At 70.3% G+C, this 23691-nt stretch carries 21 protein-coding genes; all 21 read left to right on the top strand.

What is annotated here, in order from left to right:
• Positions 1-366 precede the first annotated feature (366 nt).
• The 21 genes from ABD259_RS14085 (at position 367) to rplS (ending at position 23639) form a co-directional block, all read left to right on the top strand.
• Complete coding sequence (locus ABD259_RS14085) at positions 367-2688, top strand: ATP-dependent DNA helicase RecG (RefSeq protein WP_344101219.1); 2322 nt, start codon at positions 367-369, stop codon at positions 2686-2688.
• Between the two features lie 50 nt (positions 2689-2738).
• Positions 2739-3320: a 16S rRNA (guanine(966)-N(2))-methyltransferase RsmD gene (gene rsmD / locus ABD259_RS14080; RefSeq protein ID WP_344101217.1), complete on the top strand. Its 582-nt coding sequence runs from the start codon at positions 2739-2741 to the stop codon at positions 3318-3320.
• A 76-nt stretch (positions 3321-3396) separates the two neighbouring features.
• Positions 3397-3927 carry a pantetheine-phosphate adenylyltransferase gene (gene coaD, locus ABD259_RS14075; RefSeq protein ID WP_344101215.1) on the top strand — a complete coding sequence of 177 codons (531 nt, stop codon included), beginning with the start codon at positions 3397-3399 and terminating at the stop codon, positions 3925-3927.
• A 278-nt stretch (positions 3928-4205) separates the two neighbouring features.
• The gene (locus ABD259_RS14070; RefSeq protein ID WP_344101213.1) at positions 4206-4712 is read left to right on the top strand and encodes a YceD family protein; all 507 of its coding nucleotides are present in this window, start codon (positions 4206-4208) and stop codon (positions 4710-4712) included.
• Between the two features lie 136 nt (positions 4713-4848).
• On the top strand, positions 4849-5025 hold the full coding sequence (rpmF, locus tag ABD259_RS14065) for a 50S ribosomal protein L32 (protein ID WP_017617437.1): 177 nt from the start codon (positions 4849-4851) through the stop codon (positions 5023-5025).
• 265 nt (positions 5026-5290) lie between these two features.
• Positions 5291-6028, top strand: a complete 738-nt coding sequence (rnc, locus tag ABD259_RS14060; protein WP_344101210.1) for a ribonuclease III — start codon at positions 5291-5293, stop codon at positions 6026-6028.
• 7 nt (positions 6029-6035) lie between these two features.
• Positions 6036-6920, top strand: coding sequence for a bifunctional DNA-formamidopyrimidine glycosylase/DNA-(apurinic or apyrimidinic site) lyase (mutM, locus tag ABD259_RS14055; protein ID WP_344101208.1), 885 nt, complete (start codon positions 6036-6038; stop codon positions 6918-6920).
• Positions 6921-6962: 42 nt separating this feature from the next.
• A complete protein-coding gene (locus tag ABD259_RS14050) occupies positions 6963-7238 on the top strand; it encodes an acylphosphatase (protein WP_344162767.1) in 276 nt (91 codons plus the stop codon).
• A gap of 317 nt (positions 7239-7555) precedes the next feature.
• A complete protein-coding gene (locus ABD259_RS14045) occupies positions 7556-7747 on the top strand; it encodes a hypothetical protein (RefSeq protein ID WP_026125550.1) in 192 nt (63 codons plus the stop codon).
• A gap of 375 nt (positions 7748-8122) precedes the next feature.
• Positions 8123-11686, top strand: coding sequence for a chromosome segregation protein SMC (gene smc, locus ABD259_RS14040; RefSeq protein WP_344162764.1), 3564 nt, complete (start codon positions 8123-8125; stop codon positions 11684-11686).
• Positions 11687-12088: 402 nt separating this feature from the next.
• Complete coding sequence (locus ABD259_RS14035; RefSeq protein ID WP_344101202.1) at positions 12089-13027, top strand: ABC transporter substrate-binding protein; 939 nt, start codon at positions 12089-12091, stop codon at positions 13025-13027.
• Positions 13028-13034: 7 nt separating this feature from the next.
• Positions 13035-14069, top strand: coding sequence for a FecCD family ABC transporter permease (locus tag ABD259_RS14030; protein ID WP_344101200.1), 1035 nt, complete (start codon positions 13035-13037; stop codon positions 14067-14069).
• Between the two features lie 67 nt (positions 14070-14136).
• Positions 14137-15318, top strand: coding sequence for a signal recognition particle-docking protein FtsY (ftsY, locus tag ABD259_RS14025; RefSeq protein WP_344101198.1), 1182 nt, complete (start codon positions 14137-14139; stop codon positions 15316-15318).
• Positions 15319-15794: 476 nt separating this feature from the next.
• Positions 15795-17138, top strand: coding sequence for an ammonium transporter (locus ABD259_RS14020; protein WP_344162761.1), 1344 nt, complete (start codon positions 15795-15797; stop codon positions 17136-17138).
• 466 nt (positions 17139-17604) lie between these two features.
• Positions 17605-18774, top strand: a complete 1170-nt coding sequence (locus tag ABD259_RS14015) for a LolA-like protein (RefSeq protein ID WP_344162758.1) — start codon at positions 17605-17607, stop codon at positions 18772-18774.
• A gap of 175 nt (positions 18775-18949) precedes the next feature.
• The gene (gene ffh, locus ABD259_RS14010) at positions 18950-20551 is read left to right on the top strand and encodes a signal recognition particle protein (RefSeq protein ID WP_344101192.1); all 1602 of its coding nucleotides are present in this window, start codon (positions 18950-18952) and stop codon (positions 20549-20551) included.
• 362 nt (positions 20552-20913) lie between these two features.
• Positions 20914-21387, top strand: coding sequence for a 30S ribosomal protein S16 (gene rpsP, locus ABD259_RS14005; protein ID WP_344101190.1), 474 nt, complete (start codon positions 20914-20916; stop codon positions 21385-21387).
• A gap of 1 nt (position 21388) precedes the next feature.
• Positions 21389-21631 (top strand): RNA-binding protein, encoded by a 243-nt coding sequence (locus tag ABD259_RS14000; protein WP_017617451.1) that lies wholly within the window; start codon positions 21389-21391, stop codon positions 21629-21631.
• 106 nt (positions 21632-21737) lie between these two features.
• Positions 21738-22250: a ribosome maturation factor RimM gene (rimM, locus tag ABD259_RS13995; RefSeq protein WP_344101186.1), complete on the top strand. Its 513-nt coding sequence runs from the start codon at positions 21738-21740 to the stop codon at positions 22248-22250.
• Between the two features lie 36 nt (positions 22251-22286).
• Positions 22287-23105 carry a tRNA (guanosine(37)-N1)-methyltransferase TrmD gene (gene trmD / locus ABD259_RS13990; RefSeq protein ID WP_344101184.1) on the top strand — a complete coding sequence of 273 codons (819 nt, stop codon included), beginning with the start codon at positions 22287-22289 and terminating at the stop codon, positions 23103-23105.
• Positions 23106-23279: 174 nt separating this feature from the next.
• Positions 23280-23639 (top strand): 50S ribosomal protein L19, encoded by a 360-nt coding sequence (gene rplS / locus ABD259_RS13985; RefSeq protein WP_344101182.1) that lies wholly within the window; start codon positions 23280-23282, stop codon positions 23637-23639.
• The last annotated feature ends 52 nt before the right edge of the window (positions 23640-23691 follow it).

Raw genomic sequence — 23691 nt, 5'->3', positions numbered from 1 at the left:
CGAGAAGAGGTCTGATGAGCAAACAGGTCAGCGCGGGCGCGCCAACCGTGGAAGCGTACACGACCGCCGACGTTCACCCCCAAACGGGAGAAAAGCACCGGCGCTATGCCCCGCATACGCGCCTAACCGGGACCGGAGACCGGCCCCGCACCCCCCGTCCGATCGGCCGGTAAGGCGGCGTCGCAGGTGGGAATGCTGGATCGAGTATAACCCGGCGCGCGTCCCCCGGCGCCATCGCCGAGCACTGTCGCACTGTGCACTCTGTTCGTTGTACACACGTTCTAACGTGGTGCATGAGGTTCGGGTGGGGACGCGATCCCCGTGAGCACGGCCGTGCGGGAAGAGACGACCAGTGGGAGGCGACCAGTGATCGCTTGGGACGAGCCGCTGCGCAAGTCGCTGGGGGCCAGCGCGGCCAAGAAGCTCGCCGCCGACTTCGATCTGCACACCGTGGGCGACCTGCTGCGCCACTACCCGCGCCGGTACGCCACCCGGGGCGAGCTCACCCCGCTTGGCGCCCTGACCGAGGGCGAGGAGGTCACCGTGGTGGCCGACGTGTACAGCGTGCGCCGCCGCGAGTTCCGCCAGCGCGCCACCGGGCGCAAGACCGAGCGCCTGGAGGTCGTCATCACCGACGGCGCCCACCGGCTCACCCTGGTCTTCTTCCAGAAGGCCGGGTACCACATGAAGTACCTGCGGGTCGGCGCCCGCGGACTGTTCGCCGGGCGGGTCAGCGACTACCGGGGCACCGCCCAGCTCGCACACCCCAAGTACGAGATGCTGCCCGACGACGGCAGCGAGGAGGAGCGCGTCCGAGAGTTCGCCGACAAGATCATCCCCATCTACCCGGCGACCAAGGACATCTCCTCCATGGACATCGAGCGGTGCCTGCGCACCCTGCTCGACCAGATCGACGACGTCCCCGACCCGCTCCCCGCCGAACTGCGCGAACGGCACCGCCTCTCCACCCTCCACTCCGCCCTGCTGGCCATCCACCGCCCCGCCGACCAGGCCGACATCGGCCGCGCACGCAAGCGCCTCAAGTGGGACGAGGCGTTCGTGCTCCAGCTCGCCCTGGCGCGCCGCCGACACGAGGCCGCGGCCCTGCCCGCCCGGCCCCGCCCCCGCACTGCCGGCGGGCTGCTCGACGCGTTCGACGCCCAGCTACCGTTCACCCTGACCGACGGGCAGAAGGAGGTCGGCGCGACCATCGCCGCCGGGCTCGACTCCACCCACCCCATGCACCGGCTGCTCCAGGGCGATGTTGGGGCCGGCAAGACCCTGGTCGCCCTGCGCGCGATGCTCCAGGTGGTGGACGCCGGTGGGCAGGCCGTGCTCCTCGCCCCCACCGAGGTCCTGGCCCAGCAGCACCACCGGTCCATCACCGCGATGCTCGGCCCGATGGCGCGCGCCGGGCGGTCCGACGCGAGGCCGAACGAGCGAGCGGAGTCGTCGGTGCCGTGTGCCGAAGGCCGGTGTGTGTCGGCGGCGGAGTCGAGTGAGGAGGCTGAGCGCGCGGGCAGCACGTCCGGCGCCGACCAGGCCACCCGGGTGGCGCTGCTCACCGGGTCCCAGGGGGCCGCGGCTCGCCGTGAGGCCCTGCTGGACGCCGCCTCCGGCGCCGCCGGGATCGTCGTCGGGACCCATGCTCTGCTGCAGGATCAGGTGAGCTTCGCCGACCTCGGCCTGGTCGTCGTGGACGAGCAGCACCGGTTCGGCGTGGAGCAGCGCGACGCGCTGCGCGCCAAGGCGGCCGACGGCCGCCCGCACGTCCTGGTGATGACCGCCACCCCCATCCCCCGCACCGTGGCCATGACCGTTTACGGCGACCTGGACGTGGTCGCCCTCACGCAGCTGCCCTCGGGCCGTTCACCGGTGGCCACGCACGTTGTCCCGGCCCGGGACAAGCCGCATTACCTGGCGCGGGCCTGGGAGCGGATCCGCGAGGAGGTGCGCCAGGGGCGGCAGGCCTATGTGGTGTGCCCGCGCATCGGCGGGGACGAGAACGGGGCCGCGGATGCCGCGGACGAGGCGGACGCGCCCGCGGATGAGGACGCGGCCCAGGCGGGTCGGCGCCCGCCGCTGGCCGTCCTCGACGTCGCCTCCGGTCTCGCCGAGGGACCGCTGTCGGACCTGCGGGTGGCCGCGCTGCACGGTCGTCTCGCACCGGAGGAGAAGGACGCGGTCATGCGCCGCTTCGCGGCCGGCGAGCTGGACGTGCTGGTGGCGACCACCGTCATCGAGGTCGGCGTGGACGTGCCCAACGCCACCGTGATGGCGATCATGGACGCCGACCGCTTCGGCGTCTCTCAGCTGCACCAGCTGCGCGGACGGGTGGGCCGGGGTGATCTGCCGGGCCTGTGTCTGCTGGTGACCGAGGCGGAGGCCGATACCCCCGCCCGCGAGCGGCTGGCCGCGGTGGCGGCCACCACCGACGGGTTCGAGCTGTCGCGGGTCGACCTGGAGCAGCGCCGCGAGGGCGACGTGCTGGGCGGCGCCCAGTCCGGCCGCCGCTCGTCGCTGAAGATGCTCACGCTGCTGCGTGACGAGGCCCTCATCCACGGGGCGCGCGGTGAGGCACAGCACTACATCGAGAACGATCCCGAGCTCACCGGTCACCCGATGCTGGCCGCCGCGCTCGACGATCTTCTCAGCGAGGAGCGCGCCGAGTACCTGGAGAAGACCTGACCGGATCACGGCTCGGCCGGTACGGTCCCTCGCCGCGCTAACGTGGCGCTATGACCCGCATCATCGCCGGTACCGCGGGCGGGCGCAGGCTCGCGGTCCCCGACGGCCGCGCCACCCGGCCCACCAGCGACCGGGCGCGCGAGGCCCTGTTCGCCTCCGCGCTCAGCGACCTCGGTTCGCTTGAGGGGACCCGGATGCTCGACCTGTACGCGGGGTCGGGCGCCATCGGACTGGAGGCGCTGTCCCGGGGCGCGGAGCACGCCCTGCTGGTGGAGGCCGACCGCAGGGCGGTGGCGGCCATCCGCAAGAACATCGCCGCGCTGGGGCTTCCGGGGGCGCGCGTCGCCGCGGAGAAGGTCGAGCGCGTGCTGGAGCGGGGCCCGGGGGGCGAGGGCTACGACCTGGTGGTGGCGGACCCGCCGTACGCGGTTTCCGACGCCGAGGTGGAGGGGATGCTGGTGCAGCTGCGCGACCGCGGCTGGCTGGAGCCCGAGGCGCTGGTCGTTGTCGAGCGGGCGACCCGCGGAGCGGGGCCCGAATGGCCCGAAGGGTACGTTGGGGGCAGGGTCCGCCGTTATGGCGAGGCGTCCCTTTGGTACGGTCACGCGGCGAACCTTCCCGAATCCACCTGACCGTCCGCGCGCCCGTGTCCTTTTGGGGGACGCGGTCCGCCGGACCCCACCGGTCGCCAGAGAGGAGCGGTGCACCGTGCGCCGTGTCGTCTGCTCCGGGTCGTTCGACCCGGTCACCAACGGTCACATCGACATCATCGGTCGTGCCGCACGGCAGTACGACGAGGTGGTCGCCGCGGTCCTGAACAACGTGAACAAGCGCGGGCTGTTCGACGTCTCGGAGAAGATCGACATGCTGCGCGCGTGCACCCGGGACATCGAGAACGTGCGGGTCACCGAGTTCGACGGGCTGCTGGTGGACTTCTGCCGGAGCAACGGGATCGACATGATCATCCGCAGCCTGCGGTCGGTCAGCGACTTCGACTACGAGCTGCAGATCGCCCAGATGAACTACCGCCTCTCCGGCGTTGAGACGATGTTCATGACGGCTAACCCGCAGTACTCCTTCCTCAGCTCCAGCCTGGTCAAGGAGGTCGCGCAGTACGGTGGCGACGTCAGCAGCCTGGTCAGCCCCTACGTCGAGGAGCGGCTTCGGGAGAAGTTCGCCAATGCCGCGCGGCCGCGTGGGGAGGCGTCCGGCCCCAACGGCCGCGCGCCCGGTGCCTGAGGACCACGTGCGCGATCCGGTTCGGGCGGTTCCCTGATTTGGGGGTGGCCTGGGCTGATCGGTAGACTCCAGGGTTGACCATGGTCGCGGATTCGGTGGCGGGTAACTCCCGCTCTTTCGCCGGATCCGGTCGGCGACCACAGAATGCCGCCGCCCGCGCGAGCGGGTGTGCGGATCCCGATACCGAAAGCGCGATCACCCTGTCTCGTTCAGATCTCCGTTCCCCCTTCGTGGTCGACACCCGGCCGCTGGGGCGCCAGCCAGGTTCGATGCGGACCATGGAGCGCGTCGTTCCCGCGCCCGGTGCGTTTGCGACCGGGATGGCCGGTGTACCCGAGGGGACCGATATCGAGCTGGACTTCCGGCTTGAAGCGGTCATGGAGGGCGTGCTCGTCACGGGCACGGCAAGGACGGTCACGGCCGGGGAGTGCTCCCGCTGCCTGGATCCGGTGTCCGATTCGCTCGAAGCCGGGTTCCAGGAACTTTTCCACTACCCGGTGGAGGACGAGGCCAAGGGGACCCAGGTCTCGGTTGGGGTGGACGCGGAGGACGACAAAGAGGACTACTATCTTGAGGGCGAAGTTCTCGACCTCGAACAGGTGGTCCGCGACGCGGTCGTTCTCGCCCTACCGCTTTCACCGCTCTGCCGGGACGACTGTCCCGGTCTGTGCGTCGAGTGCGGTGAGAAACTGGCCGAGGTAGGCGCCGACCACGGCCACGGTGATCGTGTCGACCCCCGGTGGGAGGCGCTGCGGAAGCTGAGCGACGAGCTCGGCGACCAGTGAGTTCTTCGGCTTCGCGGATGTGATCCGCCGCGCGCCCGGTGCGTGGTGGACGATTCGGCGGAGACGAGTGTTTCCCGCGTATGCGGGGATGTACCGAGATTTCCCGCGACCGCGCGGGTGACCCAGGAGGATTGAAGTGGCTGTCCCGAAGCGGAAGATGTCGCGGAGCAACACCCGCACCCGCCGTTCGCAGTGGAAGGCGTCGCGCCCGGTACTGGTCGACTGCCCGCGCTGCCGTGACCCGAAGCTCCCGCACGTCGCGTGCCCCTCGTGCGGCACCTACAACAACCGCCAGGTCGTCAACCCGGCCTAGGCGAGCGCTGAGGCGGGTCCGGGTCACCGGGCCCGCCCTTTTGGCTACCTGAGGGTCGCCGACCGACGGAGAAAAGAGAAGAAAGCGCCGACACGGGCTATCCCGAGGCCGTGGTGGCCGTCGCGGAGGCACGACCCATTCCGCGACGCTCACCTCGCTCTCGAGCGTCCCGGATCGGCCCCAAGATGCGCGGCGCGGCCGCCCCCCGCCCCCAGCGGTTCCGGAGAGGGCACGCGCGGCGTCCGAGAAGGGGTGTGAAGGTCCAGTGGCCACGCAACTCAGTGCGGCCGAGGCGCGCGACTTCTACCGCGCGATCGGCATCGAGTTGGATCCCAAGGTGCTCACACGCGCGTTGACGCACCGTTCCTACGCTTACGAGAAGGGCGGCCTGCCCACCAACGAGCGGCTGGAGTTCCTCGGCGACTCGGTGCTCGGGCTGATCGTCACCGACACGCTGTTCCGGGAACACCCGGATCTCCCCGAGGGGCAGCTGGCCAAGCTGCGCGCCGCCGTCGTCAACATGCGCGCCCTGGCCGACGTGGCGCGCGGCCTGGACATCGGCCGCTACATCCGGCTGGGTCGGGGCGAGGAGGGCACCGGGGGCCGGGACAAGTCCTCGATCCTCGCCGACACGCTGGAGGCCATCATCGGCGCGGTCTACCTCGACTGCGGCCTGGACGCCGCCTCCGACCTGGTGCACCGCCTCTTCGACCCGCTGATCGCCACGGCTTCCGGACTGGGCGCCGGCCTGGACTGGAAGACCTCGCTTCAGGAGCTGACCGCCTCGGAGCTGCTGGGCGTTCCCGAGTACCACGTCGACGAGAGCGGCCCCGATCACCAGAAGACGTTCCGCGCGACCGTCCGCGTCGCGGGGGAGGACTACGGCCTGGGGCAGGGGCGCAGCAAGAAGGAGGCCGAGCAGCAGGCGGCCGAGTCCGCGTGGAAGGCGATCCGCGCCCGCTCCGCCACGCGGAGCGAGAGCGAGAACGAGAAGGCGAACTGAGGCGTCAATGCCCGAGCTCCCCGAAGTCGAGTCGGTCCGGCTGGGGCTGGACCGCTGGGTGGTCGGCCGCACGGTCGAGGCCGTCGACGTTCTCCACCCCCGTTCGATCCGTCGGCACCTGAGCGGCTCGGGGGACTTCTCCGGGCGGCTGGCCGGGCGCAAGATCACAGCCACCGCGCGGCGCGGCAAGTACATGTGGCTGACGCTGGACTCCGGCGACGCGCTCCTGGCCCACCTGGGGATGAGCGGCCAGCTGTTGGTGCAGCCGCCCGAGCGCGCCGACGAGAAGCATCTGCGGGTCCGGATGCGGTTCGACGACGGCGGCACCGAGCTGCGCTTTGTCGACCAGCGGACGTTCGGCCACCTGATGGTGGAGCCGCTCGTGTCCGATGACGCGGACGCCGAGGTGCCCGGCGCCGTCCGGCACATCGCGCTGGATCCGCTGGACCCGTCCTTCGACGGCGACGTGTTCGCCGGCGTGCTGCGCCGACGGCGCACCGAGATCAAGCGGGCGCTGCTCGACCAGTCGCTGATCAGCGGAATCGGCAACATCTACGCCGATGAGTCGCTGTGGCGGGCGCGGCTGCACTGGGCCCGCGCTACGGGCGGGCTCCAGCGTCGTCAGGTGGCGGACCTGCTGGAACACGTGCGGGCGGTGCTGGGTGAGGCGCTGGCCGAAGGGGGTACTTCCTTCGACGGGCTCTATGTCAATGTCAACGGGGAAAGCGGTTACTTCGAGCGCGGGCTGAAGGCGTACGGGCGGGTGGGGCTGCCGTGTGAGCGCTGTCAGACGCCGATCCGGCGGGACGCGTTCATGAACCGGTCGTCGTTCAGCTGCCCGAAGTGCCAGCCCCGGCCGCGTAGCGCGCGGGTGTCGGCCACGCCGCGCTGACCGTGGCGCGGGTAGCGGGGGCGACGGGAAAGGGATGACCGGGTGAGCGAGGTGCGGGTGACCGCGTGGGTGCGCGGTCGTGTGCAGGGGGTCGGGTTCCGCTGGTGGGTCCGCGCCCGTGCGTTGGAGCTGGGGCTCGTGGGGGCTGCCACCAATCTCGCCGACGGCAGGGTGGAGGTCGTCGCGGAAGGGACGCACGAGGCGTGTGAGCAACTGCTCGCACACCTGCGCGGCGGTGAGACGCCTGGTCGTGTGGATTCGGTCGTTGAACGTTGGGGAAATCCCGGGGGTTCCTTCACCGGATTTGCCGAGCGGTGAGTATGCTGGAAGTAGTACGCGATCCGTGGGCGCCGTGCGCCGCGTCGTGATCCGCCCAGTCCACCGCTGTACCGGGGTTGGGCGTGTTTCGACCGGGGGGACCCGATGTCGGATCGTGCGATGCGACATGCCCAGTTACTGCTTGGTTACTTACGGTTTCAGTCAATCTTGACCAGGGACGCGCATAGTGAGACGCTGGAAGGCAGACCGCGCGCCTTTCCTTCCACGACGCGGACGGCGAGCAGTACCCGCCCGCGAGATCGTGGCTCAAATGTGCGTGCCAAAAGTCTGGTCACTCAGTGTGGAGGACCCACATCATGGCGAAGGCTCTGTTCGGCCACGTTGGCGGTCCTGATCCTCGTATGGTTCAGGAAATGCGACGGCTGCAGAAGCGAGTACGTGACCTCGAAGACGAGATCGGACGACTTCAGGCCCACAACGATCAGCTCTCCGCGGCAGTCACGGACGTCACGGTAAGTGCGACCGACCGCGAGCCCGCACTCGCGTAACGCCCACCCCGCACAGATTCGAACCCGCGTTGACGCAACGGCCGGTCAATGGGACGCCTCCTGCAACACTCCCGGCGTCCCTAGGGTTCACTAGAAGTCCGCGTTGCCCTCTGTTTTCCGACCCTTGACCCTTCCTCTTTTCTAAGGGCATACCCCCGGGGCGATTTCCACAATCTTCGGTGAATCGGGCAATTGGTATGCCCAGGGGTCGGTTTCACCTTCCCTGTGCGCCTCCGTCGCTAACGTCCCCGTTACCCCTGCTGTGGCTATGACCATGGCCGACACCGCGACGATCGTGCCGCATCGGCGCGATGTTCATGGCACCCTTATGCATTAGCCAAGGAACGGTGCGCGTAGGGGAGGAGGCCGCCGGGCGTGTACCTGAAGAACCTCACGCTGCGGGGATTCAAATCCTTCGCGTCGGCCACCACGCTGCGCTTCGAACCGGGTATCACGTGCGTTGTCGGCCCCAACGGCTCGGGCAAGTCCAACGTCGTCGACGCCCTCGCCTGGGTCATGGGCGAGCAGGGCGCCAAGTCCCTGCGCGGCGGCAAGATGGAGGACGTCATCTTCGCGGGGACCTCCTCCCGCGCCGCGCTCGGCCGCGCCGAGGTCAGCCTCACCATCGACAACACCGATGGCGCGCTTCCCATCGACTACTCCGAGGTCACCATCAGGCGGACCCTGTTCCGCAACGGCGGCTCGGAGTACGCGATCAACGGCGACACCTGCCGTCTGCTCGACATCCAGGACCTGCTCAGCGACTCCGGCATCGGCCGCGAGATGCACGTCATCGTCGGCCAGGGCCAGCTCGACACCGTCCTGCACGCCGGCCCCGAGGAGCGCCGTGCCCTCATCGAGGAGGCGGCGGGCATCCTCAAGCACCGCAAGCGCAAGGAGAAGGCGCTGCGCAAGCTGGAGGCGATGCAGGGCAACCTCGACCGCGTCACCGACCTCACCGCCGAGCTGCGCCGGCAGCTCAAACCGCTGGGCCGCCAGGCCGAACTGGCGCGCCGCGCCGCCATCATCCAGGCCGACCTGCGCGACGCCCGCCTCCGGCTGCTCGCCGACGACATCGTCACCCTCACCGAGGCGCTGCGCAAGGAAGAGGCCGACGAGTCGGCCGTGCGCACGCGCCGCGAGGCCACCGAGAAATCGCTCGCCGACGCCCAGGCCCGCGAGGCCGAGTTGGACGCGGCCGCCGCCGAGGCCGCACCGCTGCTCGCCCAGGCCCAAGACACCTTCCACGGGCTGTCCCGGCTCAAGGAGCGGCTGAACGCTGTCGCCGGGCTCGCCACCGAACGCCACCGCAACCTCGCCGCCGAACCCGAGGAGGAGGAGCGGTCCGGCCGCGACCCCGAGGAGATGGAGGCCGAGGCCGAGGAGGTGCGAGCGCAGGAAGAGGAACTCTCCTACCGCCTCGACGACGCCCGCGAGCGGCTGGAGGCCGCCGTCAGCGAGCGCACCGCCGCCGAGGAGGCCCTGAAGGACGAGGAACAGCGCATCGCCCACCTGGCCCGCGCCGCCGCCGACCGGCGCGAGGGCATGGCCAAACTGCGCGGCCGCGTCGACGCGCTGCGCAGCCGCCTGGCCGCGAGCGAGGCCGAGCTGGAGCGGCTGGACGACGCCGCGACCGAGGCCCGCGAGCGCGCCGAGATCGCCCAGGCCGAGTACGAGCAGGCCGCCGAGGACTCCGCCGGGCTCGACGAGGGCGACGCCGAACTCGACGCCGCCCACGAGCACGCGCAGAACGAACTCGCCGCGACCGAGGCGCGGGTGAACGAGCTGCGCGACGCCGAGAACACGGCCGAGCGCGAGCGCGCGGCGCTCGCCGCCCGCAAGGAAGCCCTGGAGATGGGCCTCAACCGCAAGGACGGCGCCGCCGCCCTGCTCGGTGCTGCGGAGCGGTTGCCGGGCCTGCTCGGCTCGTTCGCCGCGCTGGTGGAGGTGGAGCCCGGTCATGAGACCGCCATCGCGGCCGCGCTGGGGGTGGCCTCCGACGCCGTGGCGGTCGCGGACCCCGCGGCCGCCGAGTCGGCGCTGGAGCTGTTGAAGAGCGACGACGCCGGGCGGGCGGGCATCGTCGTCGCCTCGGCGCAGGCGTCCGGCGAGCGTGCGGCGCCGCCGCGCGAACAGTGGCCGCGGCTGGCCGGGAGACCGCGCTACGCCGTCGACGCCGTCAGCCCGCCGCCGTCCCTGGCCGATGCCGTCACCGAGCTGCTCGACCGCGTCGTCCTCGTCACCGACGCGGTCCAGGCCCGCGAGGTCATGGCGGCTCACCCCGGTGTGCGCGCCGTCAGTGCCGAAGGGGACGTGTTCACCCCCGCCCTCGTGCACGGGGGGTCCTCCACCGCGCCGAGCCTGCTGGAGGTCCAGGCCGCGGTCGACGAGGCCACCGAGCAGCTGGAGGAGGCGGTGACCGCGGCCAAGCGGGCCGCCGCCGACCTGGACGAGGCCAAGCGGGAGCGGGCGCAGGCGGCGAGCGCCGTGGAGGAGATCGCCGTGCGCCGCCGCGCCGCCGCCAAGCGCCGCAACGAGGTCGCCCAGCAGGTCGGCAAGCTCGGAGGGCAGGCCCGCTCGGCCGCCGCCGAGGTGGAGCGCTACACCGCCGCCGCGGCCAAGGCCGCCGCCGGACGCCAGAGCGACCTCGACAGCCTCGCCGAACTGGAGCAACGGCTCGCCGAGGCCGAGGCCGAGCCCGTCGACGACGGTGAGCCCGACACCGAGCGCCGCGACGCCCTCGCCGAGAGCGCCGCCGCCGCTCGCGCGGCCGAGATGGAGGCGCGGCTGGCCGTCCGCACGGCCGAGGAACGGGTCCGCTCGATCGCCGGGCGCGCCGACAGCCTGCTGCGCGCGGCCGCCGCCGAACGGCAGAGCCGCGAGCGCGCCGCCCGGCGCCGCGAGCGCCGCCGTCGCCAGTCCCTCGTGGCCAAAGCGGTGGCCGAGGCCGCGGCCGAGGCGCTCCGCCGCATCGAGTCCTCCCTGGCCGGAGCCGACGCCGAGCGCGCGGCGGCCGAGGAGGAGCGGGCCGCCCGCGACGGCGAACTCAAGACCGTCCGCGCACGGGTCCGCGAGCTGTCGGTGGAGCTGGAGAAGCTGGTCAACGTCGTCCACGGCAGCGAGGTGGCGCGCGCCGAGCGCAAACTTCGGCTGGAACAGCTGGAGACCAAGGCCGTCGAGGAGATGGGTGTCGACGTTCCTAACCTCATCTCCGAATACGGCCCCGGTGTTCCCGTCCCGCCCCCGGCCGACGCGCCCGAGGGGGAGGCCGTGCCCGTCCCCTACGTCCGCGAGGTCCAGGAAAAACGCGCCCGCACCGCCGAGCGGCAGCTCAACCAGCTCGGGAAGATCAACCCCCTCGCCCTGGAGGAGTACGCGGCCCTGGAAGAGCGCCACGCCTTTCTCACCGCACAGCTGGAGGACATCAAGAAGACCCGCCGCGAACTGCTGGGCATCGTCGAAGAGGTCGACGGCCGCGTACGCGAGGTCTTTACCGCCGCCTTCACCGACGTGGAACGCGAGTTCGCCGCGATCTTCGGCCGCCTCTTCCCCGGCGGCGAGGGCCGACTCGTCCTCACCGACCCCGACAACATGCTCACCACGGGCATCGAGGTCGAGGCCCGCCCGCCGGGAAAGAAGGTCAAGCGCCTCTCCCTCCTGTCGGGCGGCGAGCGCTCCCTGACGGCGGTGGCCTTCCTCGCCTCGATCTTCAAGGCCCGTCCCTCACCCTTCTACGTGATGGACGAGGTCGAGGCCGCTCTGGACGACACCAACCTCCAGCGGCTCCTGGTGATTTTCGACGAGCTGCGCTCGTCCTCCCAGCTGATCGTGATCACCCACCAGAAGCGCACCATGGAGGCGGCCGACGCGCTGTACGGCGTAACCATGCAGGGGGACGGCATCTCCCAGGTCATCAGCCAGCGCCTGGAGCGCCGCTGACCCGTCGCCCACCCTCCCTTCCGTTGATCTCGGCGATATGGACCTCATACCGGCGAGCCGGCGAGTATGAGGTCCATATCGCCGAGATCAACGGGGGAGGGGGCGGGCAGCCGGTGGGGCGTGGCGTGAAACGGATAAAGTGGACACGTTGTACTGCCGGAACGCACCGGCGGTTCAACGGCACTGAGTGAGCGAAGTCCGGTCCGGGTAGCCGCGAGGTTCCCCGGGGAATCCGGCGCTGTCCCGCAACTGTGGTGCCCGACGCCTGTACAGCAGGCGCCGGGACGAGCCAGGACGCCTCGCTCAGCTGTCGACGACACCTGTCCTCGTGGGGAAGGACGGTCCGTCCTGACATCGGCGGGCTGCGCGCTTCCCCCGTCCTGCGTCCCCCGAAGGAGTCTCGTGCGCATCGCACGCCGTATACCGGCCCTCGTGCTGCCGGCCGCGCTCGTTCTGACCGCCGCCTGCGGCGGCCCCGACACCACCGACGACTCCGCGTCCAGTAAGCCCGCGGGCAGTTTCCCGGTCACCGTCAACGACGCGCGCGGCGAGGTCACCATCGACGAGGCGCCACAGCGCATCGTCTCCCTCTCGCCCAGCACCACCGAGATGCTCTTCGCGATCGACGCCGGAGACCAGGTCGTCGCCGCCGACGAGTACTCGGATTACCCCGAAGAGGCGCCCACCACCGACCTCTCCGGCTTCACCCCCAGCGTCGAGGCGATCACCGAGCACGACCCCGATCTGGTCCTCCTCGCCCGCAGCGCCGAGGACGCCGCCGACAAACTGGAGAAGGTGGGGGTCCCGGTCCTCGTCCTGGACGCGGCGACGACGCTGGACGACACCTACGACCAGATCCGCCTGCTCGGCAAGGTCACCGGTGACGAGAAGAAGGCCGACGCGGAGGCCGACCGCGTCGAGTCCGAGATCGACACGATCGTCACCGATACCAAGAAGAAGCTCGGCGACACCGACCTCACCTACTACCACGAGGTCGACGACACCATGTACTCGGCCACCTCCGACACGTTCATCGGGCAGATCTACGGCGAGTTCGGTTTGGAGAACATCGCCGACCAGGCCGACGACGCCGCGGGCGGCTACCCCCAGCTCTCCCCGGAGTTCATCGTCGAGCAGGACCCGGACCTGATCTTCCTCGCCTACGCGGGTGAGGACGCCGTCGCCGCCGTCGCCGACCGGCCCGCCTTCGACAAGATCAGCGCCGTCAAGAACGGCAACGTCGTCCAGCTGGACGAGGACACCTCCTCCCGCTGGGGCCCGCGCGTCGTCGACCTCGCGGAGGACATCTCCGAGGCCCTCGTGGCCGCGGAGGAGAACTGACCCCAAATTGTTCGGACGCACTCGGCCGTCCTGGGCCTGGCTCCTCGGCGGCTTCGCGGTCCTCGTGGCGGCGATGATCGTCGGCGTCTGCGCGGGGGCCGCCTCCATCACCCCGTCCGACATCGCGCGCACCCTGCTCGCGCAGGTCGGGGCGGGGGCAGACGCGCCGCTCAACGAACGCCAGGTCGCGGTCCTGGTGCAGCTGCGCCTGCCGCGCGTCGTGCTCGGCGCGATGGTCGGCGGGCTGCTGGCCACAGCGGGCGCCGCCTACCAGGGCGTGTTCCGCAATCCCCTGGCCGACCCCTACCTGCTCGGGGCGGCCGGCGGGGCCGGACTCGGCGCGACCGTGATCATCGCGTTCGGCGGCGACCTGTTCAGCTCGCCGCGCGGACTGGTCCCGGTCGCTGCCTTCGTCGGGGCGCTTCTCGGGGTCGCCGCCGCCTACGCGCTGGGCCACACGACCGGCCGCGGCGGCACCGCGTCGCTCGTCCTCGCCGGCGTCGCCGTGTCCTCGTTTCTCGCCGCGGTGCAGACCCTGCTCCAGCAGATGCGCATCGAGGAGCTGGAGCGCATCTACGCCTGGGTGCTCGGCGGGCTGGGGCGGGGCGGCTGGGACGACATCAGCATGGTCGCCCCCTACGCCGCCGTGAGCGTGATCGTCCTGCTCGGCTGCGGTTACCTACTCGACCTCCTGGCGCTCGGCGACGAGAAGGCGCTGAGCCTCGGGCTCAACGCGACGGTGGTGCGGCTGATCGTGATCTCCACCGCCTCCCTGGCCACCGCTGCGGCGGTGGCGGTGAGCGGGCTGATCGGCTTCGTCGGCATCGTCGTGCCGCACATCGTGCGCCGGTTCGTCGGCACCGGCTACCGGATGATCCTGCCGATGTCACTGCTCATTGGCGGCGCCTTCCTCGTCCTGATGGACATCGTGGCGCGCACCGTCCTCGCCCCGGCCGAACTCCCGCTGGGCGTGGTGACCGCCTTCCTCGGCGCCCCGTTCTTCGTCCTCGTGCTGCGGGGCACACGCGACCGCGCCGTGTGATGTCGGCCCACGTCACCCCCATCCGTGACCTGATCGCGCCCCTCCTTCTGCGAAACTGGACGACGTTATGGACTACACGATCTTCGCCGTTGCCATCTTCCTCATCGCCGTCCTGGTGTTCGGCGGCGTCTTCCTGATCCGGCCCCGGCGCCCCGGGGTCACCGACGAGAAGCCGAGCCCCGAGGTGACGGACGAGGCCGCCGCCACTGGCACGGCCGTCGCCGAACCGGAGGAGCGGGAGGAACCGGCCGGGGGCGTGGAGACCGCCCAGCCGGAGGCGCCGTCCGTCGAGGTCCCGGCCGCTCCGGAGCTGGAGACCCCGCCGCCGTCGGCCGGACGGCTCGTGCGGCTGCGCGCCCGGCTCGCCCGGTCGCAGAACGTCTTCGGGCAGGGGCTGCTCTCGCTGCTCGCCGCCGACAAGCTCGACGACGACACCTGGGACGAGATCGAGGACACCCTCATCACCGCCGACGTCGGCGTGACCTCGGCCGCCCAGATCGTGGACAACCTGCGCACCAAGGTCAAGGTGCACGGCGGGCGCACCCCGGACGAGGTGCGCGACATGCTGCGCGCGGAGCTGATCGCGCACATCGACCCCGACCTGGACCGCACCGTGCGCACCGAGCCGCACGGCGACCGCCCCGCCGTGCTCATGATCGTCGGGGTGAACGGCACCGGGAAGACCACCACCACCGGCAAGCTCGCCCGCGTGCTCGTCGGCGACGGCCGCAGCGTCGTCCTGGGCGCCGCCGACACCTTCCGCGCCGCCGCCGCCGACCAGCTGGAGACCTGGGGTGGCCGCGTCGGCGCCCCGGTGGTCCGCAAGGACGAGGGCGCCGACCCGGCGAGCGTCGCCTTCGACGCGGTGGCCCGCGGTGTCGACGACCGCGTCGACACGGTCATCGTCGACACCGCGGGGCGCCTGCACACCAAGACCGGGCTGATGGACGAGCTCGGCAAGGTCAAGCGTGTCGTGGAGAAGAAGTCCCAGGTCGACGAGGTCCTGCTGGTCCTCGACGCCACCACGGGGCAGAACGGGCTGCGCCAGGCGCGCGTGTTCGCCGAGGCGGTCAACATCACCGGCATTGTCCTGACCAAGCTGGACGGCACGGCCAAGGGCGGCATCATCATCCAGGTGCAGCGGGAACTGGGCGTCCCGGTCAAGCTCGTGGGTCTGGGCGAGGGCCCCGACGACCTCGCGCCGTTCGACCCCGAGACGTTCGTCGACGCGATCCTCGGCCAGGACTGAGTCCGCGGAGCGGACGCCGGGCGGAACTGAGGGCCGCCTCGTGTCCCCGGCGCCATTGGAGGCGCAGGGGACACGGGGCGGCCCCTTTGTGTTTGGGCCCCGGGCCGCGCGTCGGGTGCGGGCCGGCACCAAAAAGATGTCCCGTTGGCCCTGAGCTCACAGGACGCGGTAGTGCGTCCGTAACGCGCGGAAACCCGCTGGTGACGCTTGCCCGACCTCGCCACGGCGACGCGCTGGCCGACGCTCCGCGTCTGGAGATCTCTCCCATGCGGCGCCGTTTGACCTGTCGATTCACCCAGACGTAACACGCGAATCGATCTCTTCACCTGCGTGCAACATCACCTGCCGCATGGAGAAACACGCAGCTAGGAGCCTGGTCGGCGCAGAAGATCCCCGCCGAGCCCGACGATGTGCTCGCCGTCCATCTCTTCGGATCGCCAACGACACATCCCCCCACCCCGAATCACGGAGGCGACATGATCGACAGCGGCAACACCGCGTGGCTGCTCATCAGTGCCGCGCTGGTGATGTTGATGACACCAGGGCTGGCCTTCTTCTACGGAGGCATGTCCCGCGCGAAGAGCGTCCTGAACATGATGCTGATGAGCTTCGCGAGTATCGCGATCGTCAGCGTCCTGTGGGTGGTCGTCGGACACTCGCTGACCTACGGCGGCGGTGCCGGACCGCTCACCCCCTTCATTGGCGGGCTCGACTACGCCGGGCTCAACAGCCTGGTGGGGCAGGTCGCCGACGACGGCTACCCCGAGCTCGTCGACGTCGGTTTCCAGATGATGTTCGCCATCATCACCGTGGCGCTGATCAGCGGCGCCATCGCGGACCGCGCCAAGTTCGGCGCCTGGCTGGTGTTCGTCCCCGTATGGGCGCTGCTCGTCTACTTCCCCGTCGCCCACTGGGTGTGGGGCGGCGGCTGGTTCGACTCCCTGAGCATCGGCGGCGCCAGCGTCGTCGACTTCGCCGGCGGTACGGCGGTGCACATCAACGCGGGGGCCGCCGCGCTCGCCCTCACCTTCGTGCTGGGCCGCCGCAAGGGTTTTGGGTCGCAGGAGATGCGCCCGCACAACCTGCCCTTCGTGCTGCTCGGTACCGCTCTGCTCTGGTTCGGCTGGTTCGGGTTCAACGCGGGCTCCGCCTACGCCGCCGATGAGGTCGCCGCTCTGGCGCTGGTCAACACCCAGGTCGCCACCGCTGCGGCCGTGGGCGCCTGGATGCTGGTGGAGCTGGTGCGCTACGGCAAGACCAGCGCCCTGGGCTTCGCGTCGGGTGCCATCGCCGGTCTGGTGGCCATCACCCCGGCCGCCGCCAACCTCACCCCGCTCGGCTCCATCGTCCTCGGCCTCGTCGCCGGTGGCGTCTGCGCCTACGCGATCAGCTGGAAGTACCGGTTCAAGTACGACGACGCCCTCGACGTGGTCGGCATCCACCTGGTGGGCGGTGTCATCGGCTCGGTCCTGATCGGGCTGCTGGCCTCCTCGCTCACCGGTGAGGGCGCCCCCAACGGCGTCTTCGGCCCGCTGTTCGCCGGCGAGGGCTTCATCGACACCGCCGGCCTCTCCCTGCTGGCCATCCAGGTGATCGCGGTTGTGGCGGTCCTCATCTACTCCTTCGTGGTGACGTTCGTCATCGGCAAGGTCATCGATGTGGCCATGGGCTTCCGGATCGCGGAGCACATCGAGACCAACGGCCTCGACCACGAGCTGCACGCGGAGAGCGCCTACGCCTTCGACGAGCTGGACGAGGTTGAGAGCGGGAACAAGCTCTCCTCGCCGACGCCTCCGGGCGAGGAGGTGACCTTGCGGTAGGTCCGGGCGGGGCGCTCAGCGTAGAGCGCGCCCCCGCGCCACGAACGCCGCAAGGGAGAAGGAAGCCGGACCGGTGAGGGACCCCCTCGCCGGTCCTGGTGCGTCTCGGGGCACCTGCTCAGCCCCCTCGGACGCGTCTGCGGATATGACCGGCTACGATCAGACCCGAACCCCAACTATTCGTGATCTTCTGTGCCGGGAGAGGCTGAGGGGTTCGATACGCTTGTCAAACGACGGGGGCATTGCGCCGATCGTGCCAGGGGTGATCTCCCGGCGCTCAGGACGCCTGAGGACGCTCCCCGTACTACCCGGAACCGCGACCCGTGTTTCGCGCGTCCGAAGGCTCACAAAGGCAGCAGAGCCCGAACGATCCCGTGTACCCCGTTTTCGTGGGGCTGGAGGCAAGATGGCGCCGGTCAATCTCAACAGACGCCGATCGAGCGGACCACTTAGGTGCGCGGCCGTGGTGGCCGCGTTCGCACTCGCTGTGTCGGGATGCTCGATCGACCTGAGCGGGTTGCGGCCCGGCGGCGGGGACACGCCGTCGCCGTCACCGACCCCGGTTGACGCCAAACCGGTGCTGGACGCCGCGGTCAAGGCGCTCGGTGAGATGCCGGCGGTGGCTGTGCAGGGCCAGATCGCCCCCGCCAGCGGGGGCAAGGAAGACAAGGGCGACGTCAACGAGGTCGCGCTCACCGTCACCGACTCGGGTGCCGTCTCCGGGACACTCCAGGAGAACGAGAACGAGGCCAGGGTGATGGAGGCCGACGACAAGCTCTTCGTCAACGCCCCGACCGAGTACTGGCTCGACCAGGATGTCGCCAACCCCGACTCCGACAAGTACGGGGGCAGCTGGGTGCGGGTTTCGGGCAGCCAGCTCGGCATGGACCCCTCCCAGGTGCTCGCCCCCGAGAAGCTGGCCGCGATCCTCAAGGAGCTCGCTCCGACGAAGGACACCGCCACCCTGGAGAACCTCGACGGCACATCCGCCTACCGCGTGGATCTCGGCGGCGGTGAGAAGAACCGCGTGTGGATCAGTGAGGACGAGCCCTACCGGCTGCTCCGGATGGAGATCGAGGAGCTCAACCCGGAGGGCGGCGACGGCGGTCCGCGGACGCGGCTGAACTTCACCGAGCCGGGGAGCGCGGACGTCGACAAGGTCTTCGAGGACCTGATCGGCGCGGCCGAGGACGACCTGTCCGATTCGCGTGACGCCCGCGTCCCGGTGGCCTGGGAGAGCCAGCTCGAACTCAACTGCCAGACCGGCGGTAAGTGCACGGTCAGCGGCACCGTGGAGGACGACTCCACGGGCGGGCAGAAGGCCGAGGGCACCGTCCTGGTGCGGCTCGACGCCACGCTCCAGAACGACGAGTTGGGCGAGAAGAAGTGCGACGACACCGCCTCGCTGAAGGCCGGGGGAACCGCCGACGTCTCCTGCAGCGTCGACTACAAGCTCGGCGCCAGCTCCAGCCCGAAGTCCTACGAGGTCACGGGCAAGGGCCTGCTGTCCACCCGGGGCCTGAGCGGTAAGGACAAGGACCAGCTGGTGAAGTCCCTCAAGGAGCAGCGCAAGGCCGCCAATGAGGGCGGAGCGGGCGACAAGCAGGACTCCTCTGAGGAGCCCTCCGACAACTGATCGCGCTGGAGTGGCGGGGCGGTCCTGGGGCGGCGGCACGGGTGCGTCGCCCCGAGGGGCCGCCCCGTCGGCGTGGAAGCGGCGGTTGGCGGGAGCCGCCGCCGGCAGGGCGCACCCGGCCGCCCCAGCAGGTAGCCTAGGAAGCCAATCCCGAGACGAAGGACTGGCCAGACTCGTGTTCGAGACGCTTTCCGACCGGTTGACATCGGTCTTCTCCTCGCTGCGCGGCAAGGGCCGGCTGTCCGAGGAGGACATCAACGCCACCGCGCGCGAGATCCGTCTCGCGCTGCTGGAAGCCGACGTCGCGCTGCCCGTCGTCCGCGAGTTCATCGGACACATCAAGGAGCGCGCCCGCGGCGAAGAGGTCTCCAAGGCGCTGAACCCGGCGCAGCAGGTCATCAAGATCGTCAACGAGGAGCTCGTTCAGATCCTCGGTGGCGAGACCCGTGAGATCCGCTTCGCGAAGAACCCGCCGACCGTCATCATGCTGGCGGGTCTGCAGGGTTCCGGTAAGACCACCCTCGCGGGCAAGCTCGCCCGGTGGCTGGCGGGGCAGCGGAACACGCCACTGCTCGTCGCGGCCGACCTGCAGCGCCCCAACGCCGTAACGCAGCTGCAGGTGGTGGGCGAGCGCGCGGGAACCCCGGTCTTCGCACCGGAGCCGGGCAACGGCGTCGGCGACCCGGTCGCGGTCGCCAAGGCGTCGATCGAGCACGCCGAGCGCAACAACCACAACGTCGTCATCATCGACACCGCCGGCCGCCTGGGCATCGACTCCGAGATGATGCAGCAGGCCGCCGACATCCGCGACGCGGTCACGCCCGACGAGATCCTGTTCGTCGTCGACGCGATGATCGGTCAGGACGCGGTCAACACGGCGCAGGCGTTCCTCGACGGGGTCGGCTACGACGCGGTGGCGCTCACCAAGCTCGACGGCGACGCGCGCGGCGGTGCGGCGCTGTCCATCCGGCACATCACCGGGCGGCCGATTATGTTCGCCTCCACCGGTGAGAAGCTGGAGGACTTCGACCTCTTCCACCCGGACCGGATGGCCGGGCGCATCCTCGACATGGGTGACGTCCTCACCCTCATCGAGCAGGCGCAGCGGACGTTCGAGGAGTCCGAGGTCGAGAAGATGGCCAGCGCGCTGGCCTCCGACGAGGACTTCACGCTCGACGACTTCCTGCAGCAGATGTCGATGGTCCGCAAGCTCGGACCGATCAGCAGCCTGCTCGGCATGATGCCCGGTATGGGGCAGATGCGCGACCAGATCAACAACGTCGACGACAAGGACCTGGACCGCATCGCGGCCATCATCCAGTCGATGACACCCGGCGAGCGCGCCAACCCGAAGATCATCAACGGGTCGCGGCGGCTGCGTATCGCCAACGGCTCCGGTACGCAGGTCAGCGACGTCAACGGCCTGGTCACCCGTTTCTTCGACGCGCAGAAGATGATGCGCCAGATGAAGAACGGCGGCATGCCCGGCATGCCTGGGATGCCGGGCATGCCGGGGGGTGGCGGCCGGAAGAAGGCCAAGGCCCAGGCGAAGAAGCCCAAGAAGGGCAAGCAGCGCAGCGGCAACCCGATGAAGGCCAAGGAGCAGGAGGCCCAGAAGGCGGCCGAGCGCCAGAAGCGCCGCGAGGAGGGGGGCGCGGCAGGCCAGCCGCAGCTGCCCCCGGGCCTCGGCGGTGGCGCTGGCGGCGCACAGGTTCCGCCCGGCCTTGGCGGGGGCAAGATGCCCGACCTGTCGGACTTCAAGCTGCCCAAGAAGTAGCAGCGGCCGCGGTGCCGCGCCGTGGGGGTGTCACCCGGGACGACCGGGTGGCACCCCCACGCTCGTTGGGTGTGATGTGCCGCTCATCGCGGCGGCGCGGCGACCGCGCGCGTCGCGCGGCGCGGGCCGGTGCGGCGTCTGCTGAGCGGTTGGCGGCCGGGGGTGGCGGTGCGGACGCGCCGAGGAACCTTCGGGCGCGCACGCGGGCCCGTCAACATCTGGCACAATTGAGTGTTGACTAACGGCGAACCGGACCGGCCCTCTACTTGTCCGGTCGCCCACGTCCTCGCTTCGGTGGCGTGCCGCAACCCCACGCGGCGCTGATCCGGGCACCCATACCGTAATCAGGAGAAGACCACTCCGTGGCTGTCAAGATCAAGCTCAAGCGACTGGGGAAGATCCGCACGCCCCAGTACCGCATCATCGTCTCCGACGCTCGCACCAAGCGCGATGGCAAGCCCATTGAGGAGATCGGCCTCTACCACCCGAAGGAAGAGCCGAGCCGCATCGAGGTGAACTCCGAGCGGGCGCAGTACTGGCTGTCCGTGGGGGCCCAGCCCACCGGCCCGGTGAAGACCCTCCTGCGTCGCACCGGCGACTGGCAGAAGTTCAAGGGCCTTCCCGCGCCGCAGAACCCGCTCAAGGTCGCCGAGCCGCGCGACAAGGAGGCCGAGGAAGCCGCCTTCCAGGCCGTCCTGAAGGAGCTCGTCCTGCCCGGTGATGAGGGCAAGGGCAAGGGTAAGAAGGCAGACAAGAAGGCTGAGAAGGCCGACAAGTCGGAAAAGGCCGAGGAGAAGACCGCCGAGGCCGCGGAGAAGTCCGAGGGCGAGGCCTAACGTGCTGGAAGAGGCGCTTGAGCATCTGGTCAGGGGGATCGTTGAGAACTCTGACGATGTCCAGGTGAGAGCCAGGAGGCTCCGCAAGGGCAAGGTGCTCGAAGTCCGGGTCCACCCCGATGACCTCGGGAAGGTGATCGGCCGCAACGGCCGTACCGCCAAGGCCCTGCGGACCGTTATCGGTTCGCTCGCCGGCGGTCGGTACGTCCGTGTCGATCTGCTGGACCTGCACGAAGTGCGCTGAATCGCGCGCTAGGGCGTCGACCGATCACCGGATGGGTCGGCGCCCTAACGTCGTGTCCGGACACCCCACTATCGCGGGGGCGTGGACACCTGCCTCAAGGAGAAGGATGCGTCTCGTCGTCGGTCGGATCGGCCGGGCGCACGGGATCCGCGGCGACGTCGCGGTGGACGTGCGCACGGATGATCCGGCGGAGCGTTTCGTGGCCGGTGCGAAGCTGCTGACCGACCCGGTCGGGGCCGGACCGCTCACCGTGAAGTCAGTCCGCACGCACGCGGGTCGGCTGCTCGTGCGCTTCGAGGGGGTCTCGGACCGGAACGGCGCCGAGGAGCTGCGCGGTGTGACCCTGCTCGTCGAGTCCGCCGACATCCCGCCCGTGGACGACCCCGACGAGTTCCACGACCACGAGCTCATCGGTATGCGCGTCCTGACCGTGGAGGGGGGCGAGGTCGGCGTCGTCGATGACATCCTGCACCACGCCCAGGACGTCCTGGTTATCAAGGACCCCTCCGGCGAGGACGTGCTCGTCCCGTTCGTCCGAGAGCTCGTGCCCCAGGTCGACACCAGCGCCGGGCGCATGGTGATCGACCCGCCACCCGGCCTGCTGGACCTGGGCCGTTAACCGCAGGTCACGGCCCCGAGAGAGCCGCACACGCTTATGCGCATCGACATCATCACCATCTTCCCCGACTACTTCACCCCGCTGGAGCTGTCGCTGATCGGCAAGGCGCGGGCGTCGGGGATCCTCGACGTGCGCCTGCACGACCTGCGGTCCTGGACCTATGACCGGCACAACACCGTCGACGACACCCCGTACGGCGGCGGTCCCGGCATGGTCATGAAGCCCGAGCCGTGGGGCGAGGCGCTGGACGCCGTCACCGCGGACCCTCCTGAGGGCGCGCCCGAGGGTGAGACCGCCGCCCCGCCCGTGCCGCGGCTGATCCTGCCCACGCCCAGCGGGGTCCCCTTCACGCAGGCGCACGCCGACCGGTTGGCGGGTGAGCCGTGGCTGGTCTTCGCGTGCGGCCGCTACGAGGGAATCGACTCCCGCGTCGCCGAGGACGCCGCGCGGCGGATGCCGGTGGAGGAGCTCAGCATCGGTGACTACGTCCTGGCGGGCGGAGAGTCGGCGACGCTGGTCATGGTGGAGACGATCTCCCGGCTGCTGCCGGGGGTGCTGGGCAACCGCGACTCGGTGGACCAGGACTCCTTCGCGACCGGCGAGATGGAGTATCTGGTGGAGGGGCCGGTCTACACCAAGCCCGCGGTCTGGCGCGACCACGAGGTCCCGCCCGTGCTCCTGTCCGGAAACCACGGTGCCGTCGACCGCTGGCGGCGTGACCAATCGCTCCGAAAGACCGCCCGCAACCGCCCGGATCTGCTGGAGAAGATGCCGCCCGACCGGCTTGACCAGCGGGACCGGGACGTCCTGGAGGAGGCTCGGTTACAGACCGGTGCCGAATCTGTGGCAGACTAGACGAGTTGCCCCTGCCGATGAACATCTTCTGCGTGTCGTCATCGCCGTTGGAACCAGAGCGAACGGCCGCGGATGAGCCGCCAGAGGCACGCCATTTCGACCCGAGCAGCAGATCCGCCCGCGCGAACCGCCATGTCCGTCGCCGCGGCGCGCAATCGATGAGGAACCGCTGAGATGCACACCGCTATTCAGGAGCTTGAGAAGGCGCAGCTGCGCTCCGACATCCCCGACTTCCGCCCGGGCGACACGCTGAACGTTCACGTTCGGGTCACGGAGGGCAACCGCTCCCGGATCCAGGTTTTCAAGGGTGTCGTCATCCGGCGGCAGGGCGCCGGGAACCGCGAGACCTTCACGGTCCGCAAGATCAGCTACAGCGTCGGCGTGGAGCGGACCTTCCCGATCCACACCCCGGCGATCGAGAAGATCGAGATCGCGGCTCGCGGCCGCGTCCGTCGCGCCAAGCTGTACTACCTGCGTGACCTGCGCGGCAAGGCCGCCCGCATCCCCGAGCGCCGCGAGCCCTCCAAGGGCTAGGCGCACCCGGCCGCGGCCGTCGCCCCCGTCGGGGATCAGCCTTTACCGACGA

The organism is Nocardiopsis rhodophaea, assembly GCF_039530945.1.
Lineage (GTDB): Bacteria > Actinomycetota > Actinomycetes > Streptosporangiales > Streptosporangiaceae > Nocardiopsis_C > Nocardiopsis_C rhodophaea.
This window is presented reverse-complemented; position numbering and strand designations above follow the sequence as displayed.

Coding starts and splice junctions, on each gene's coding strand:
- mutM (WP_344101208.1), top strand. CDS start 6,036: ATGCCCGAGCTCCCCGAAGTCGAGTCGGTCCGGCTGGGGCTGGACCGC.
- rsmD (WP_344101217.1), top strand. CDS start 2,739: ATGACCCGCATCATCGCCGGTACCGCGGGCGGGCGCAGGCTCGCGGTC.
- rplS (WP_344101182.1), top strand. CDS start 23,280: ATGCACACCGCTATTCAGGAGCTTGAGAAGGCGCAGCTGCGCTCCGAC.
- ftsY (WP_344101198.1), top strand. CDS start 14,137: ATGGACTACACGATCTTCGCCGTTGCCATCTTCCTCATCGCCGTCCTG.
- rimM (WP_344101186.1), top strand. CDS start 21,738: ATGCGTCTCGTCGTCGGTCGGATCGGCCGGGCGCACGGGATCCGCGGC.
- ABD259_RS14045 (WP_026125550.1), top strand. CDS start 7,556: ATGGCGAAGGCTCTGTTCGGCCACGTTGGCGGTCCTGATCCTCGTATG.
- ABD259_RS14070 (WP_344101213.1), top strand. CDS start 4,206: ATGGAGCGCGTCGTTCCCGCGCCCGGTGCGTTTGCGACCGGGATGGCC.
- trmD (WP_344101184.1), top strand. CDS start 22,287: ATGCGCATCGACATCATCACCATCTTCCCCGACTACTTCACCCCGCTG.
- ABD259_RS14020 (WP_344162761.1), top strand. CDS start 15,795: ATGATCGACAGCGGCAACACCGCGTGGCTGCTCATCAGTGCCGCGCTG.